This is a genomic window from Nonomuraea sp. bgisy101 (assembly GCF_057708945.1).
In genome coordinates this window covers 1-15,431 of the sequence record NZ_JBYITD010000073.1, presented here as the reverse complement: position 1 = coordinate 15,431, position 15,431 = coordinate 1, and the positions used below count along the sequence as shown (strand labels likewise).

Sequence of the window (15,431 nt, the reverse complement as noted above, 5' to 3'; positions counted from 1 at the left end):
CGCGGACGTCGCGTCGTCCACGCCACCTCCGGCCCGGTCGTCAGAAGAGCGTGAGCGGGTCGGCCGGCAGCGGCTCGGGTAGCGGCTCGAGTTCGGGCAGGCGGGTCCGCACGTCGTCGTGGAAGCGGCGGGCGAGCGTCAGCGCGTCGGCGTTGTCGGGAGTGTGGATGAACACGGTCGGTGAACGGCCCTCGCGCAGCCATTCGATGACCGTGCCGATCCACGGCTGCCAGCCCTCCACCGTGCGGGCCGTGGCGTCCCTGCCGAGGTAGCGGACGATCGGGCGGTCGGTGAGCGCGCGCGACCGGCGTGGCACGCGCGGCTTCTTCGTCCACGCGTCTCGTTCGGCGTCGCTGGTCGGCGGGCTCTGGAAGAGGGCGGTGGTGTCGAAGGGGATCCACTCGGCGCCGGTGGCCGCGAGCACGCGCTCGAGGAGCCGTTCGGATCGCGCGTCGTCGAAGAAGGCGCGGTGGCGGACTTCGACGGCGTACCTGTACGAGCGGGGCAGCCGGTGCAGAAAGCCCGCCAGAGTGCCGAGGTCGCTCGGAGCGAACGATCCCGGCAGTTGCACCCAGAGGGCGTGGGCTCTCGGTCCGAGCGGTTCGATCGCCTCCAGGAACGCGCGGAGTTCCTCGTCGATGCCGGTGAGGCGGCGCTCGTGCGTGATCGACTTGGGCAGCTTGACCACGAATCGGAAGTCGGGATCGGTCTGCCGTGCCCACGTCTCCACCGTGCTCCTGGCCGGTGTCGCGTAGAACGTCGTGTTGCCCTCCACCGCGTTGCACCAGTGCGCGTAGGCCCGCAGGCGCTCCCCGGGCGGGAGCGGGTGCGGCAGGAGCCGGCCCTGCCATGGCGCGTGCGCCCACATCGCGCATCCCACATGAAGCCGCATGAACTCGACGTTATCGAAGGTCCGCACGGGAAACGACCGCCCGGTAACCGTGCGCGGTGTTCGTGAGCGGCTCCCACCGCAGGGTGGGGCGGTGGACATGCGCCGCGCCGATCTGTCACTATTCCGGACATGATCGTTGGAAAGGACGACGCCACCTCCATCCGGTGAGCGTTCTGGTGCAGCGGGAAGCTGCCGCCATCCGTGAAGAATGGCTGGGCTGGGCGTTGTCGACGCTGCCCGCCGACCGTACGGCCGCAGAGGCCGCCATCTCGGGGCTGTACCGCCTGATCGACCTTGCCCCGCCGCGTTTCCACTGGGTCTCCTCGCCGGTCGCGGCGCTGGTGACCGTCCCTCCCGGCATACGCCTGCGGCCTTCCGAGGCCGTCGAGCGCATGCCCGAATGGCCGCTGCCGCCGCGCTTCGCCGCTCTGATGAGAGCGCTGTGCCGCGAACTCGACGGCCGGCTCCGATGGGTCCATCAGCCGATGGACCAGCTGATCCGCCTCAGGGTCCGCGGCTCGCTGTCGCGATCGGCCGACGGCACGGTCCGTAGGCCGCTCCGCCTGGCGGACGGCTCCGGGTCCCGCGCGAACAACCTCTGGTACGGCACGCAGTGCCCCTCCTGGGTCGCCCACTATGACGCCCTCCGCCGGGCGGCAGGCGTGGTCTTCACCCCCGAACAGACCCGGCATTTCGATCTGTGGGCGGCGGTGGCCCGGTCGTGCGGCTCGTGGTGGCCTCGTGAAGGCGTGTGCGTCGTGTCCGAGCGGCCGGTCAGCGTGCGCACGGAGGTGTGGGGCGTCGACGGCGAGGTGCGGCTGCACTGTCCGGACGGCCCCGCGATCCGGTACGCGGACGGATGGGACACGCACGCCTGGCACGGGACGGCCGTGCCCCCCTGGGTGATCAAGGATCCGAGCGTCCAGCGGATCGCGGATGAGCCCAACGTCGAGGTCAGGCGGTGCGCCATCGAGCACATCGGCTGGGCCTCCTACATCGTCAGGGCCGGGCTGCGGCTGGTCGCCACCGCACCGGATCCCGGCAATCCTGGCGCGGACCTGCGGCTCTACGACCTGCGCGGGGAGACCAGGGTGCTCCTCGCGGTCAACGGGTCGGTCGAGCGCGACGGCCGCCGCCGTCAGTACGGGCTGACCGTGCCGGGATTCCTCGACGATCCGGTCGCCGCCGCGGCCTGGACCTACGGGCTGTCCGCCGAGCAGTACTCCCTTCTCGTCCGCCGAACCTGAGGTGATTCCCATGACCGTGACTCTCGCTTCGCTCTCCCAGCAGACCGGACTCGCCGTGCTCGACCACCTCGAGCGGTCGGTGAGCATCCCCGTCGTCGACGGGCTCCAGGCCCAGGGCGACCTCATCGTCATCCCGCTGTCCGTGATCGCGTCGTCCGTGAGGACATGGCCGAACGCCGAGTGGACGGACGTGCCCCCCGAGGGAGTCGAACTGCTTCGCGGCGGGGCAGGGGGCAACCCGCACACGCTCGTCGCCGACCCGGACACCTGCCGGTGGACGACCGACGTGTCGGACTCCGACGGGCTGGCGATCGGTGTCTTCGTGACCTCGGCCGTCGCCTACCTACTGCATCCCGAGCACGGTGCCACGGGCTGTACGCCGGGTGCCTACGTCGTCAGGCGGCAGCGCGAGCGGGACGGCCGTAGGGCACGCCTGGTCGCGGACTGACGCCTGCGGCCTCTCCCATCAGGGTGTCGCCCGCGAGGGCGGCACCCTCCGCGCTCTCCGGGTCACTCGTCGGCCGTGAGCTCCTCGACCACGGAGCGGCGGGGTTCGTGCCTACTCGGCGGCCTCGACGAGCGCGCGGAAGAGCGAGCCGTCCTCCCCGGCCTCGGGATGCCACTGGACGCCCAGGACGAAGCGGTGGCCAGGCAGTTCGGCCGCCTCGATCGCGCCGTCGGCGGCGTGCGCGGTGGCGTGCAGCCCCGTGCCCAGGCGGCGGATCGACTGGTGATGGTAGTGGGGAACCGTCACAGTCTCCTCACCCACGATCCCGGCCAGGCGGCTGCCGGGAGTCACCGAGACCGGCATGTGCCCGAACTCGCCCGGTGCCGGGGCGTGCCCCGAATGCCCCACCACGTCGGGAAGATGCTGGTGCAGGCTGCCGCCGAGCGTGATGTTCAGCACCTGGAGCCCCCGGCAGATCCCCAGGAAGGGAAGCCCCGCCTTCAAGGCCGTGTCCGCCAGCGAGAACTCCGCCGAATCCCTGAACGTCCTGACGAATCCGGTGCGCTCGTGCGGCGTCTCGGCGTACCGCGTCGGGTCGATGTCACCACCGCCCGCCAGGATCACCCCGTCCAGCCGGCTCACGATCGACGCGGGATCACCGGCGGGAGGCAGGATCACCGGCTGCCCGCCCGCCCGCACCACCTGCTCCACGTACATGTACGGCAACAGCGCCGTCGTCATCTCCCACACCGTGAACTGCGCGGGCTCCACGTAGCAGGTAATGCCGATCAAGGGTCTGGTCATCAAAGCTCCTGCAGGCTCCTTCGTGCGGGAAGGGCCATCGTCCGGGGATTCAGCTACCGTGCGGAGAGTGGCGCGAACAGTGAAGCGAGCCTACAAATATCGCTTCTCTCCCACTTCCTCAGGTAGACATCCTGTCGCGAACCTCCGGATGTGTACGACTCGACCACGACAGGGCACTCGATCTTCGTAGTACTTCCTCCTCCGCGCACGGCAGACGCATCTCCTACGCGGGCGAGGAGCCACGTTCCTTCGTCGGCCACCCTCGACCAGGATCTGTTCGTCCCGCGGAGCCCTGCGGGCGAGCATGCCGCTCGGCGTCCGGTCGTGGACGTGCTCCTGCGGCACGGTCCGCGACCGGGGCGTCAACGGGCGAAGGAAGGAGGCGCAGCCCCTCCTTCCTGGAGGGCAGGTCAGAGCGGGGTGACGTACGCTCCCGAGATGCCGCCGTCGACCAGGAACTCGGAGCCGGTGATGAACGACGCGTCGTCGGAGGCGAGGAAGGCGACCGCGGCGGCGATCTCTCCGGCCTCGGCGAAGCGGCCGAGGGGGATGTGGACCAGGCGGCGCTGGGCGCGCTCGGGATCCTTGGCGAACAGCTCCTGCAGCAGCGGGGTGTTCACCGGTCCTGGGCAGAGGGCGTTGACCCTGATGCCCTCGCGGGCGAACTGCACGCCGAGCTCCCTCGACATCGCCAGCACGCCGCCCTTGGAGGCGGTGTAGGAGATCTGGGAGGTCGCCGAGCCCATCACCGCGACGAACGAGGCGGTGTTGATGATCGAGCCCTTGCCCTGCCGCTGCATGTACGGGATGGCGTGCTTGCAGCAGAGGTAGACGCTCGTCAGGTTGACCTCCTGCACGCGCCGCCACGCCTCGATGCCGGTCTCCAGGATGGAGTCGTCGTCGGGCGGGGAGATGCCCGCGTTGTTGAAGGCGATGTCGACGCTGCCGTAGGTGTCGAACGCGGTCCGGTACATGGCGACCACGTCGTCCTCGTTGGTGACGTCGGCCCGCACGAACAGGCCGCCTACCTCGTCGGCGGCCTTCGCGCCCGTGGGCTCGTCGAGGTCGACGCAGACGACCTTGGCGCCCTCCTCGGCGAACCTTCGCGCGGTGGCCAGGCCGATTCCGCTGCCCGCGCCGGTGATGACGGCGACGCGGTCCTGCAAGCGCTGCATGTGTCCCTCTCTCGGTTGCTCTGTTTCGGTCCGTGGCCCGGTCAGTCGGTGGCGATGAAGACGTTCTTGGTCTCGGTGAAGGCGGCCAGGGCGTCGGGCCCGAGTTCCCTGCCGAGCCCCGACTCCTTGAAGCCGCCGAACGGCGTCCAGTACCGCACGCTGGAGTGCGAGTTCACGCTGAGGTTGCCGGCCTCCACCGCTCTGGCGACCCGCAGGGCCCTGCCGACGTCGCGGGTCCAGATCGAGCCGCTCAGGCCGTACCGGGTGTCGTTGGCGATCCGCACCGCCTCGGCCTCGTCCGCGAAAGGCACGACCGACACCACGGGGCCGAAGATCTCCTCGGTGAACGCGCGGTCCGTCACGGACGGGGTGAGGACGGTCGGCGGGAACCAGAACCCCGGCCCGTCGGGGCAGGAGGCCTGCAGGTACGGCTCGCCGGAGACGAAGCCGCGCACCCGCTCCAGGTGCTCGGCGCTGATGAGCGGCCCCATCTCGGTGCTCTCGTCGAGCGGGTCGCCGACCTTGACGTTCATGACGGCCTGAGAGAGCCGTTCCATGAAGTCGTCGTAGACGGAGGCCTCGACGAGGATCCTGGACCTGGCGCAGCAGTCCTGGCCCGAGTTGTCGAAGACCGCGTAGGGGGCGCTGGCCGCGGCCTTGCCGAGGTCGGAGTCGGCGAAGACGATGTTGGCGGACTTGCCGCCCAGCTCCAGCGTGAGCCGCTTGACCTGGGTGGCGCACGTGGCGGCGATCTGCTTGCCGACCTCGGTCGAGCCGGTGAACACGATCTTGGCGACGTCCTGGTGCTCGACGAGGCGGGAGCCGGCGACCGAGCCCGCGCCCGGCACCACCTGGAGCACGCCTTCGGGCAGGCCCGCCTCGAGGGCGAGCTCGGCCAGCCTGAGCGCGGTCAGCGGCGTGCACTCGGCGGGCTTGACGATCACCGTGTTGCCCGCGGCCAGAGCGGGGGCGACGCCCCACGTCATGATGACCATCGGGAAGTTCCACGGCACGATCACGCCGACCACGCCGAGCGGTTCGTGGAAGGTGACGTCCAGGCCGCCCGCCACGGGGATCTGCTGGCCGTGGTGGCGTTCGGGCGCCCCGGCGTAGAAGTGCAGCACGTCGCGGACGTTGCCCGCCTCCCAGCGAGCGTTGCCGACGGTGTGGCCGGCGCTGGCGATCTCCAGCTGGGCCAGCTCCTCGGCGTGCGCGTCGACCTGCTCGGCGAACCGCCTCAGCAGGCGGGCACGGTCGCCTGGGGAGACCTGCCGCCAGGTGTGGAAGGCGGACCTCGCCCGCTCCACCGCCCTGTCGATCTCCGCCGCGTCGGCCGGCTCGACCTCGGCGACGACGGCCTCGGTCGCCGGATTGATGATCTTCACAGTCTCTCGAATCCCCTGAACAGTTCCCAGTCGGTCACCGCCGCGTCGAAGGCGGCGAGTTCGACGCGGGCGTTGTTGGCGTAGTGGGCCACGACGTCCTCGCCGAAGCACTCGCGGGCCAGCTTCGACCCTTCCCACAGCGCGAGCGCGTCACGCAGTGTGTGCGGCACGGTTTCGGCGCCGCTGGCGTAGGCGTTGCCTGTGAACGGCTCCTCCAGCGGCAGTTCGTTGTCGATGCCGTGCAATCCCGCCGCGATGAGCGCGGCCACCGCGAGGTAGGGGTTCACGTCGCCGCCCGGCACCCGGTTCTCGACGCGCAGGGAGGGTCCGTGCCCCACGAGACGGAGCGAACACGTGCGGTTATCCACACCCCACTTTATTGCGGTCGGTGCAAAACTGCCCGGTACGTACCGCTTGTAGGAGTTGATGTTCGGCGCGTAGAGAAGGGTGAGTTCCCGCAGGCAGGCGAGCTGTCCCGCGATGAACCTGGCTCCCGTTTCCGACAGCCCGTACGGCTGGCTCCCGGCCATAACCGGTGAGTTGTCCACAGACCTCAGCGAGATGTGGATATGGCAGGAATTGCCCTCGCGCTGGTTCGGCTTGGCCATGAAGGTGATCGACTTGCCCTCCTGGGCGGCGATCTCCTTGGCGCCGTTCTTGTAGATCGAATGGTTGTCGCAGGTGCGCAACGCCTCGTCGTAGCGGAAGGCGATCTCGTGCTGGCCGAGGTTGCACTCGCCCTTGGCCGACTCGACGTACATGCCCGCGCCCTCCATGTCGCGCCTGATGCGGCGCAGGAGGGGTTCGATGCGGGCCGTACCGAGGAGCGAGTAGTCGACGTTGTAGAGGTTGGACGGCGTCAGGTCCCGGTAGGCGCGCCGCCACGCCTCCTCATAGCTGTCGTCGTAGACCACGAACTCCAGTTCGGTGCCCACGTAGGCGGCCAGGCCGCGCTCTTGGAGCCTGGCGAGCTGCCTGCGCAGGATCTGCCGGGGCGAGGCGACGACGTCGGAGCCGTCCTCCCAGGTGAGGTCGGCCATGAGCATGACCGTGCCCTCCTGCCATGGGACGCGCCGCAAGGTCGTCAGATCGGGCTTCATCACGAAATCGCCGTAACCGCGGTCCCACGACGACATCTCGTAGCCATTGACGGTATTCATGTCGACATCGACGGCTAGGAGGTAGTTGCACCCCTCGGAGCCGTGGTGTAGCACCTCGTCAAGGAAGAATCGTGCGGACAGGCGCTTGCCCTGCATCCTGCCCTGCATGTCGACCAGGGCCAGCAGGACGGTGTCGACCCGTCCCGCGGCCACCTCTTCGCGCAACTCATCCGGTGAAAGGAACCCAACCGCCACAGTCACCCTCCCTGTTATTGGGCTAGTGTTAGACCATTGATAAGCCGCAGTCAAGACCTCTGCCGAGGGGGGCCATGAACCCGTTGACGGTGTTGCGCCCGGTCAGGGCGGGCAATGCCTTCGAGGAGACCGTGGAACGCCTACTCCAGGCGATCAAACTGGGCATGGTCGCCCAGGGTGAAAAACTCCCTCCCGAACGGGAGCTCGCCGTACAGCTGGGGATCAGCAGGGTGACCCTGCGCGAGGCCATCCGCGCGCTCCAGGACGCGGGCTACCTCGACGTCCGGCGGGGCAGGTACGGCGGCGCCTTCGTCATCTACGCCCCGCCCAGGCCCGGCAGCACCGACCTGCGTCAGGCGGTCGCCGAGATGGGCACCGACTCGATCGCCGACGCGCTCACGTTCAGGATGGCCGTGGAGTGCGGGGCCGCCCAGGTGCTGGCCAGCACGCCGCTGTCGGAGCGGCAGCGCTCGGTGCTGCTCGGCCGCCTCACGGACCTGAACGCGGCGGGCCCCGAGGAGTACCGCAGGCTCGACACGGCCTTCCACCTGTCGATCGCCGAGCTGACCGGCTCCGGCCTCCTCGCGGCCACGTGCGCGGACGCGCGGCTGCGGGTGACCGACCTGCTGAACGCGATCCCGATGCTGCAGGTCAACATCGACCACGCGGCGACCCAGCACGAGGCCATCGTCGCCGCCATCCTCGACGGAGATCCCGAAGCGGCCCGCCGCGCCGTCGCCGAGCACCTGGAGGGCACCGCCGCCCTCCTGCGCGCCTTCCTCGCCTGAACCGTCGCGGGCGGTGTCCCGCTTCCGGCGCCCGGGCCGACCTAGACCAGGGTGAGGCCGCCTTCGGTGCCGATCTCGTGAACGGTGTCGTCGGGCCAGGTGAGGGTGGCTCGGGTGCCGTCCAGGCGGAACACCGGCGGCGCTTCGGCGACGGGCGCAGCGGAGAGCGTGACGAGGCAGGCGAACAGGGCCCCGCTCTCGAGGACGACGCCGTCCAGCGCGGGGACGAGCGCGTCGGGGCCGAAGACGGTGCCGCCGGACGTCTTCAGCTCCGTGGCGCCGGTGAAGCCGTGCAGGGGCAGCAGACCGCTGGTCAGCTCGCCCGTGACGGCCCAGCCCGTCTGGCGGACGGCGGTGCCCGAGGGCGCGGTGACGCGGTGGAGACGGACCTCGTGCGGGCCGTGGACCACGCTGACGGACTCGATCAGCGTCGTGGGCGTCGGGCGGCAGGAGGAGGCGGCCCAACCCCGCCCCGCGCCCATCGGGGTGATGGGACCGCGCGGGGTGACCTCGCCGTCGATCACCAGGCCGACGTGGTTGTCGGCGGGCACGTCCTGGCCGGCCGCGGCAGATCCGCCGGGCGCGTTCCTGCGGGTGCCGGCGGCCGATCCGGCGGACCCGGGCGTGGTCGGGCCCGTGCGGGTGGAGTAGGCCATGCGCTGGTAGAGCGGATCGTCGGGCCCGCCTCCAGGCGGCTGGTGGTCGCTGCCGTGGTTGACCAGCCTGACCAGACCGTCGGCCGCCGTCGAGTGGATCAGCAGCCCGGGGCCGGGCAGGCCGATCGCCTGGTCGGCGCGCTCTGCGGGCCCGGGCTCCTCCACCGAGGTCCACGCCGGATGGTCGGGCGGCAGCAGGAGTCCGAGGAACCCCTTCGAGGCCCAGTACGGCGAGGCCGACCCCGAGTACGGCTGCAGCGAGGGCTCGTGCGGGCCGTACCAGCCGAGAGTCAGCAGCCCTTCGCGGGACAGCGCCCTGCCGTCCGACAGGAAGTGGCTCGCCGCGCCGCTGGCCAGCCGGCGGGCGGTGCCGGAGGAGTAGGGGGAGACGCCGAGCAGTTCGCCCGCCCACACCGGCGCGGCGGCCGCGAAGCGGTAGATGACCGATCTGCCGTGGTAGACGGGGGAGCCGTTGGCGTCGAAGGCGGCGCCGTAGTTGGTCAGGAACGCGCGCAGCCGCGAGGCGTACGGCTCGGCAGGGCCGCCGAGGTAGGCGTGAAGGGCCGGGTAGAGGTGCATGGCCCAGCCGTTGTAGTGGTCGAAGTTGCGCCCGATGCCGTCGCGATACCAGCCGTCGCCCTCGTACCAGCCCTCGATCCTGGCGAGGCCGCGCTCGGTGGCGCCGAGGTCGTCGAGGCCGAGGTCGCGGAAGAGCCCCGCGACGGTGACGGGGAACAGGTGCCAGTTGTTGTCGGCGGTCTCGCGGGTCAGCGCGTCGCCCAGCCAGGCGAGGGTCCGTTCCTGGACGGAGGCGGGCAGCCCGTCCCACAGCCGGTCACGGGTCAGCCGCAGCCCGATGGCGATGGAGGCGGCCTCGACGATCGGCTGGCTCCTGTCGACGACCGGCTGCCACGACCCGAGCGGTCCCGTGGCCAGCCCCTCCGCGTACGGCTCCAGCAGCGCGGGGTCGCCGCCGCCCGCGACGCGGAAGGCGGCCAGCAGGAACGTCCTGGCATATCCCTCGAGCCCGTCGCACCGGGACCAGCTTGCCCGCCCTGGCAAGTCGATCAACGAGCGATCATGGGAGCGGTACGGTTCGACGGCGGCGAGCAGGCCGTCGGCCGCGGCCTCCCAGTGGGCACGCGTCCATCCGGTGTAGGGGCTGAGCGATCGGTCGTCATCGGGAAGGGTCAGCACACGGTCTCCAGGTGATGATCGAACGAAAGAAACGTTCACGAACGAAAGTTACCTCGCTAGGATCGGACGCGTCGAGTGTTAGGAGTCTCCCTTGTTCGTCGAGCAACGCCATGAGTTCATCCTTCGTGAGGTGCGCGAGCGCGGCTCCGTACGGCTGGCCGACCTGGTCGAGCGGCTGGACGTGTCGATGGTCACGCTGCGCAGGGACGTCGAGCACCTGGCGGGCCAGGGGCTGGTCAACAGGGTCCACGGCGGCATCACCCTGCCCCAGGAGGTGGCCAGGCCGGTGAGCGAGCGGTCGCTCGCCATCGGGATGCTGGTCCCCTCGGCCACGTACTACTACCCGAGCGTGATCAAGGCCGCTCGCGACAGGGCCCGTGACCTGGGCGCGCGGCTGGTGCTCGGGGTCTCCCGCTACGACGACGAGGAGGACCGCAAGCAGGTCAACCAGCTGATCGGCGGAGGGGCGGAGGGGCTGCTGCTCACGCTGAGCAGGCAACCTGACGACTCGCACGTGGAGTGGCTCGCGGGGCTCGGCGTGCCCGCCGTCCTGGTGGAGAGGGTGGCGGAGCTGGGCGGTCCCGCGTCCTTCCTCGACGCGGCCGCCTCCCACCACGCCCATGGCGCCTTCCTCGGCACCAGGCACCTGGCCGAGCTGGGGCATCGCAGGGTGGCGATGGTGAGCCGCAGCAGCCCCACCGCGCCGAGGGTGCGCCTGGGGTTCCTGGCCGCGGTACGCGATCTGGGTCTGGACACGCCCGGCGAGCTCGGCATCGAGCAGGAGGGGCCGTCGGACGAGCAGGTCGCCCAGGTGGTGGCGGCCATCAGGTCAGGTGGGGTGACGGGCCTGCTGGTCCACAACGACGAGGACGCGCTGCTGCTGGTGCAGCACCTGCGGCTCGCCGGTGTGCGGATCCCGCACGACGTGTCGATCGTGGCCTACGACGACGAGGTCGCCGCGCTCAGCGATCCGCCGCTGACCGCCGTCGCCCCGCCCAAGGCGGCGGTCGGCCGCAACGCCGTCGACCTGCTGGTACGCCGGATCGAGCAGGGCTCCGCCATGCCTGGCCAGCACGTCGCGCTGCTGCCCGAACTGCGGGTGCGTGAATCGACGGCTCCGCGCGCCTGAGTGTTTCGCGTTCATTTCGTTACTGATCGATATCTAGACAAAGCTTCATTTGCGAGCGAATGATGCTCTAGCGATCGGAAACGATTAGGAGCAATCATGGAACGCAAGCGCGCCGCCGCCGGCATCGCCGGCCTGCTGGCCGGTATGACCCTCCTCGCGGCCTGTGGCGGCGGCAGCGGCGAATCCGCACCCGCGTCCGGCGAAGCGGGCAAGCCCGCCCAGGTCACCTTCTGGGGCTGGGCCAAGGGCACGCAGCAGGTCGTCGACGCCTTCAACAAGTCGCACAAGGACATCCAGATCACGTTCGAGGAGATCCCCTCCGGCAACGCCGGAGGCTACGCCAAGTTCTCCAACGCCGTGAAGGCGGGCAACGCGCCCGACGTGATGTCCATCGAGTACCCCCAGCTCCCCGACTTCGTGAACCAGGGCGCGCTCCAGGACCTCACCGCCGACGTCGCCGACGTGAAGGCCAAGTACCCCGCCAGCGTCTTCAGCCTCGTCGAGCTCGGCGGCAAGACCTGGTCGGTGCCGATGGACGCGGCTCCGCAGGTGTTCTTCTACCGCAAGGACCTGTTCGAGAAGAACAAGATCGAGGTCCCGAAGACCTGGGACGACTTCAAGGCCGCGGCCGAGAAGGTGAAGAAGGCCGACGACAAGGCGCGCATCGCCACGTTCTTCCCCGACGACCCCAGCGTCCTGGCCGCCCTCTCGTGGCAGGCGGGCGGAAAGTGGTTCGGCACCGAGGGCGACGCGTGGAAGGTCTCCATCGACGACGAGGCCACCAGGAAGGTCGCCGACTACTGGCAGGGCATGGTCAAGGACGACCTCGTCAAGGTGCAGCCCTCCTTCAGCCAGGAGTGGAACGCCGCCTTCGAGGACGACACGCTGTGGGGCTACGTCGGCGCCAACTGGGGCGCGGGCGTCATGAAGGGCAACCACGCCGGCCAGTCGGGCAAGTGGGCCATCGCGCCCATCCCGCACTGGGGCACGCCCGCCAGCGGCATGCTCGGCGGCACCACCTTCGGCGTCGCCAAGAACAGCAAGAACACCAAGGCCGCCGTCGAGGTCATCAAGTGGCTGACCGGATCCCCCGAGGCCTGGACGGCCCGCCTGTCCTCCGGCACTTCCAGCGGCTTCCCCGCGATCGCCGACCTGGTCTCTGTGGCGGCCAAGAGCTTCGACGCCTCCTACTACGGCGGACAGGACATCTACGCGCTGTTCACCGAGGCGTACGGCACCATCCAGCCCGGCTGGACGTGGGGGCCGAGCATGGTGCAGACGCTGACCTCCTTCAAGGACGCGCTCGGCAAGGTGAGCACCGGCGGGACGACGATCCCCGACGTGCTGGCGACCGTCCAGGCCGCGACCGTCGGCGAGATCAAGGGCCGCGGGCTCAACGTCGCCCAGCAGTAGCCCGTACGGCGCGACCCCTCGCGCGTGGCGAGGGGTCCCCGGCGGGCGGGGGCCTGCCGTACCAGACAGCGAAGAAGAGGTGGAGATGACGACCGGCACACCAGAGACGCAGGCGCGGGGCCCGGGCGAGGCCTGGCGCAGGCGGGGGGCGATCCTGCTCTTCGTCGGCCCGTTCTTCGCGCTGTTCGCCGCGGTCATCGTGGCCCCGCTGGCGTACGCGGTCTACCTGAGCCTGTTCAGCGAGAAGTCGTCCGGCCTGGGCTTCGGCGGTGCCGAGACGGTCTTCGTCGGGCTCGGCAACTACCTCGACACGCTCAAGGACCGGGCCTTCACCGACGGCTTCCTGGTGATCCTCGGATACTGCGTGCTCTACATCCCGCTGATGATCGGCGGCGCGCTCGCCCTCGCGCTGCTGCTCGACTCGGGCCTGGCGAGGGCGAGGAAGTTCTTCCAGCTCGCCCTGTTCATGCCGCACGTCGTGCCGGGCGTGATCGCGGGCCTGATCTGGCTCTACCTCTACCTTCCCGGCATCAGCCCCATCGTGGACCTGCTTGGCGGGGCCGGCTTCCTCGGCGGCGACAAGGTCCTCGGCTCGGTGGTCAACATCGCGCTGTGGGAATGGGTCGGCTACAACATGATCATCTATTTCGCCGCGCTCCAGGCCATCCCCGCCGAGGTGCTGGAGGCGGCCAGGATGGACGGCGCGGGCGCGGTCAGGACCGCCCTGTCGGTCAAGGTGCCGCTGATCCGCGGCGCGGTCATCACCACGGTGCTGTTCACGATCATCGGCTCGCTGCAGCTGTTCACCGAGCCCATGGTGCTCGACAACGTCAGCGACGGCATCGTCAGCACCTGGACCCCGAACATGTACGCCTACAACGAGGCTTTCGGCAACAACGACTACGGCCAGGCGGGGGCCGCCTCGATCATCCTCGCGCTGCTGGCCGCCGTGCTCTCCTACGTCGTCACCAGGTGGGGTAACCGTCGATGAAGTGGATGTCGCGCGCGACGGTCAACGCCCTCCTGATCGTCGCCACCCTCTACACGCTGCTGCCGCTGACGTGGCTCCTGTTCGCCTCGACCAAGTCCCTGTCGGACCTGTACTCGACGCCCGGCTTCGCCTTCGGCGACTTCAACCTGATCGCCAACATCCGGGCGGTCGGCGCCGAGAACGGCGGCATCTTCTTCCGCTGGTACCTCAACAGTGTCCTGTACGCGGGCATCGGCGCGGCGGTGAGCTCCTTCATCACCGTCATGTGCGGCTACGCCTTCGACAAGTACGAGTGGCTCGGCAAGGAGAAGATGTTCGGCCTGGTGCTGCTCGGCGTGCTGGTGCCGACCACGGCCACGGCGCTGCCGCTGTACCTGCTGGCCTCCAGGGCCGGTGTGGTCAACACGTTCTGGGCGGTCTTCATCCCGGTGCTCGTCCACCCGTTCGGCGTCTATCTGGCGCGGGTGCTGTCGTCCGGCTACGTGCCCGGCGAGGTGCTGGAGGCGGCCAGGTCGGACGGCGCGGGCGAGATCAGGACCTTCGCGCGGGTCGCGCTGCCCATGCTGATGCCCGCCTACGTGACGATCTTCCTGTTCCAGTTCACCGCCATCTGGAACAACTTCTTCCTGCCCCTGGTGATGCTCAACGACCAGAACCTCTATCCGCTCAGCCTGGGCCTGTTCAGCTGGGAGAAGCAGGGCAACGCCTTCCCCGAGTTCCACAGCCTGGTGATCACCGGATCGCTGCTGTCGGTGGTGCCGCTGCTGCTGGTGTTCATGTCGCTGCAGCGTTTCTGGAAGGCCGGCATGACGGCGGGCAGCGTCAAGTGAACGACTTCTCGGGAGAGCACGTGACAAGGCCGAAGACCCTCGTCGCCATGAGCGCCGACGTCGCCGAACGCCTCATCGACGGCCAGGTCAGGAGCCGTCTCGCCATGATCGCCGATGTCGACGCCGACCTGGTCGTCCATGACTTCGCGCAGGTCGACCTGTCGCGGGTGGAGGTCCTCTACACCTCGTGGGGCTGCCCGCCGATCACCGCCGAGGTGCTGGCGAGGGCGCCCAGGCTGCGCGCCGTCGTGCACGCCGCGGGCTCGGTCAAGCACCACGTGACCGACGCGGTCTGGCAGCGCGGCATCGCCGTCTCCTCCGCCGCGGCGGCCAACGCCGAACCGGTCGCGGAGTTCACGCTCGCCGCCATCCTGTTCGCCAACAAGCGGGTCATCGACATCGCCCGCCGCTACCGGGGCAGCAGGAGCCACGACGACTGGGACGTCCGCTTCCCCGGGTTCGGCAACTACCGCAAGACCGTCGGCGTCATCGGCGCCTCCAGGATCGGCCGCAGGGTGATCGAGCTGCTGCGCCCGTTCGACCTGGAGGTGCTGGTCAGCGACCCCTACCTGACCGAGGACCTGGGCGTCGCGCACGTCGGGCTCGACGAGTTGGTCGGCCGCTCCGACGTGGTCAGCGTGCACGCGCCGGACCTGCCGGAGACCCGCCACATGATCGACAGGGCTCGCCTGGCGCGGATGCGCGACGGGGCGACCCTGATCAACACCGCGAGGGCGGCGCTCGTCGACCAGGACGCGCTCACCGCCGAGCTCGTCTCCGGACGGCTGTTCGCCGTCCTCGACCACACCGAACCCGAGTTCCTGCCCGCCTCCTCGCCCCTCTACGGCCTGGACAACGTCCTGGTCACTCCGCACATCGCCGGTTCGCTCGGCGGGGAGCTGGCCCGCATGGCCGACCTCGCGCTCGACGAGCTGGCCAGGTACGCCCGCGGCCTGCCGTTCGAGCACGCCGTGGAGCCCGCGAGCCTGTCCCGCTCCGCCTGACCGCTCACGCTGCACCGAACCCCCCAGAAAGGACCCGCATGCGCCTGTCCCTCAGATGGGCCGCGGCGACGGCACTGGCCGTCGCCGCGACCGGCCCCGCCACCAACCCGGCGGCGG

At 69.9% G+C, this 15,431-nt stretch carries 14 protein-coding genes; 8 read left to right on the top strand and 6 right to left on the bottom strand.

What is annotated here, in order from left to right:
* Positions 1–40: 40 nt before the first annotated feature.
* On the bottom strand, positions 41–892 hold the full coding sequence (locus AC3EO4_RS54555) for a DUF72 domain-containing protein (protein ID WP_379575291.1): 852 nt from the start codon (positions 890–892) through the stop codon (positions 41–43).
* Between the two features lie 164 nt (positions 893–1,056).
* On the opposite strand from AC3EO4_RS54555, the gene AC3EO4_RS54550 reads away from it, so the two are divergent.
* On the top strand, positions 1,057–2,139 hold the full coding sequence (locus AC3EO4_RS54550; RefSeq protein ID WP_431904572.1) for a DUF6745 domain-containing protein: 1,083 nt from the start codon (positions 1,057–1,059) through the stop codon (positions 2,137–2,139).
* Positions 2,140–2,149: 10 nt separating this feature from the next.
* The gene (locus tag AC3EO4_RS54545; RefSeq protein ID WP_379575293.1) at positions 2,150–2,587 is read left to right on the top strand and encodes a hypothetical protein; all 438 of its coding nucleotides are present in this window, start codon (positions 2,150–2,152) and stop codon (positions 2,585–2,587) included.
* A 111-nt stretch (positions 2,588–2,698) separates the two neighbouring features.
* Here the strand turns inward: AC3EO4_RS54545 and AC3EO4_RS54540 are convergent, their stop codons facing one another.
* The 4 genes from AC3EO4_RS54540 to AC3EO4_RS54525 form a co-directional block, all read right to left on the bottom strand.
* Complete coding sequence (locus AC3EO4_RS54540; RefSeq protein WP_379575294.1) at positions 2,699–3,391, bottom strand: gamma-glutamyl-gamma-aminobutyrate hydrolase family protein; 693 nt, start codon at positions 3,389–3,391, stop codon at positions 2,699–2,701.
* Between the two features lie 410 nt (positions 3,392–3,801).
* A complete protein-coding gene (locus tag AC3EO4_RS54535) occupies positions 3,802–4,566 on the bottom strand; it encodes a 3-oxoacyl-ACP reductase (protein WP_379575295.1) in 765 nt (254 codons plus the stop codon).
* A 41-nt stretch (positions 4,567–4,607) separates the two neighbouring features.
* Positions 4,608–5,951, bottom strand: coding sequence for an aldehyde dehydrogenase family protein (locus AC3EO4_RS54530; RefSeq protein ID WP_379575296.1), 1,344 nt, complete (start codon positions 5,949–5,951; stop codon positions 4,608–4,610).
* On the bottom strand, positions 5,948–7,306 hold the full coding sequence (locus AC3EO4_RS54525; RefSeq protein WP_379575297.1) for a glutamine synthetase family protein: 1,359 nt from the start codon (positions 7,304–7,306) through the stop codon (positions 5,948–5,950). The genes AC3EO4_RS54530 and AC3EO4_RS54525 overlap by 4 nt, the downstream gene beginning before the upstream one ends.
* Before the next feature lie 74 nt (positions 7,307–7,380).
* On the opposite strand from AC3EO4_RS54525, the gene AC3EO4_RS54520 reads away from it, so the two are divergent.
* Positions 7,381–8,094, top strand: a complete 714-nt coding sequence (locus AC3EO4_RS54520) for a FadR/GntR family transcriptional regulator (protein ID WP_379575298.1) — start codon at positions 7,381–7,383, stop codon at positions 8,092–8,094.
* A 41-nt stretch (positions 8,095–8,135) separates the two neighbouring features.
* On the opposite strand, the gene AC3EO4_RS54515 is transcribed toward AC3EO4_RS54520, so the two are convergent.
* Positions 8,136–9,947 (bottom strand): DUF2264 domain-containing protein, encoded by a 1,812-nt coding sequence (locus AC3EO4_RS54515; protein ID WP_431904565.1) that lies wholly within the window; start codon positions 9,945–9,947, stop codon positions 8,136–8,138.
* Positions 9,948–10,038: 91 nt separating this feature from the next.
* Between AC3EO4_RS54515 and AC3EO4_RS54510 the strand changes: the two genes are divergently transcribed.
* The 5 genes from AC3EO4_RS54510 to AC3EO4_RS54490 all read left to right on the top strand — a co-directional run bounded on the left by AC3EO4_RS54510 (position 10,039) and on the right by AC3EO4_RS54490 (position 15,314).
* The gene (locus AC3EO4_RS54510; RefSeq protein WP_431904562.1) at positions 10,039–11,076 is read left to right on the top strand and encodes a LacI family DNA-binding transcriptional regulator; all 1,038 of its coding nucleotides are present in this window, start codon (positions 10,039–10,041) and stop codon (positions 11,074–11,076) included.
* Positions 11,077–11,172: 96 nt separating this feature from the next.
* The gene (locus AC3EO4_RS54505; protein ID WP_431904559.1) at positions 11,173–12,489 is read left to right on the top strand and encodes an ABC transporter substrate-binding protein; all 1,317 of its coding nucleotides are present in this window, start codon (positions 11,173–11,175) and stop codon (positions 12,487–12,489) included.
* 85 nt (positions 12,490–12,574) lie between these two features.
* Positions 12,575–13,480 carry a carbohydrate ABC transporter permease gene (locus AC3EO4_RS54500; RefSeq protein ID WP_431904556.1) on the top strand — a complete coding sequence of 302 codons (906 nt, stop codon included), beginning with the start codon at positions 12,575–12,577 and terminating at the stop codon, positions 13,478–13,480.
* Positions 13,477–14,310: a carbohydrate ABC transporter permease gene (locus AC3EO4_RS54495; RefSeq protein WP_431904553.1), complete on the top strand. Its 834-nt coding sequence runs from the start codon at positions 13,477–13,479 to the stop codon at positions 14,308–14,310. The genes AC3EO4_RS54500 and AC3EO4_RS54495 overlap by 4 nt, the downstream gene beginning before the upstream one ends.
* 20 nt (positions 14,311–14,330) lie before the next feature.
* The gene (locus AC3EO4_RS54490; protein WP_379575304.1) at positions 14,331–15,314 is read left to right on the top strand and encodes a hydroxyacid dehydrogenase; all 984 of its coding nucleotides are present in this window, start codon (positions 14,331–14,333) and stop codon (positions 15,312–15,314) included.
* The last annotated feature ends 117 nt before the right edge of the window (positions 15,315–15,431 follow it).

What these genes read in the sequence shown, in the direction of transcription:
- AC3EO4_RS54555 (WP_379575291.1), bottom strand. Translation starts at nt 892, where the DNA reads ATGCGGCTTCATGTGGGATGCGCGATGTGGGCGCACGCGCCATGGCAG.
- AC3EO4_RS54545 (WP_379575293.1), top strand. Translation starts at nt 2,150, where the DNA reads ATGACCGTGACTCTCGCTTCGCTCTCCCAGCAGACCGGACTCGCCGTG.
- AC3EO4_RS54540 (WP_379575294.1), bottom strand. Translation starts at nt 3,391, where the DNA reads ATGACCAGACCCTTGATCGGCATTACCTGCTACGTGGAGCCCGCGCAG.
- AC3EO4_RS54535 (WP_379575295.1), bottom strand. Translation starts at nt 4,566, where the DNA reads ATGCAGCGCTTGCAGGACCGCGTCGCCGTCATCACCGGCGCGGGCAGC.
- AC3EO4_RS54520 (WP_379575298.1), top strand. Translation starts at nt 7,381, where the DNA reads ATGAACCCGTTGACGGTGTTGCGCCCGGTCAGGGCGGGCAATGCCTTC.
- AC3EO4_RS54505 (WP_431904559.1), top strand. Translation starts at nt 11,173, where the DNA reads ATGGAACGCAAGCGCGCCGCCGCCGGCATCGCCGGCCTGCTGGCCGGT.
- AC3EO4_RS54500 (WP_431904556.1), top strand. Translation starts at nt 12,575, where the DNA reads ATGACGACCGGCACACCAGAGACGCAGGCGCGGGGCCCGGGCGAGGCC.
- AC3EO4_RS54495 (WP_431904553.1), top strand. Translation starts at nt 13,477, where the DNA reads ATGAAGTGGATGTCGCGCGCGACGGTCAACGCCCTCCTGATCGTCGCC.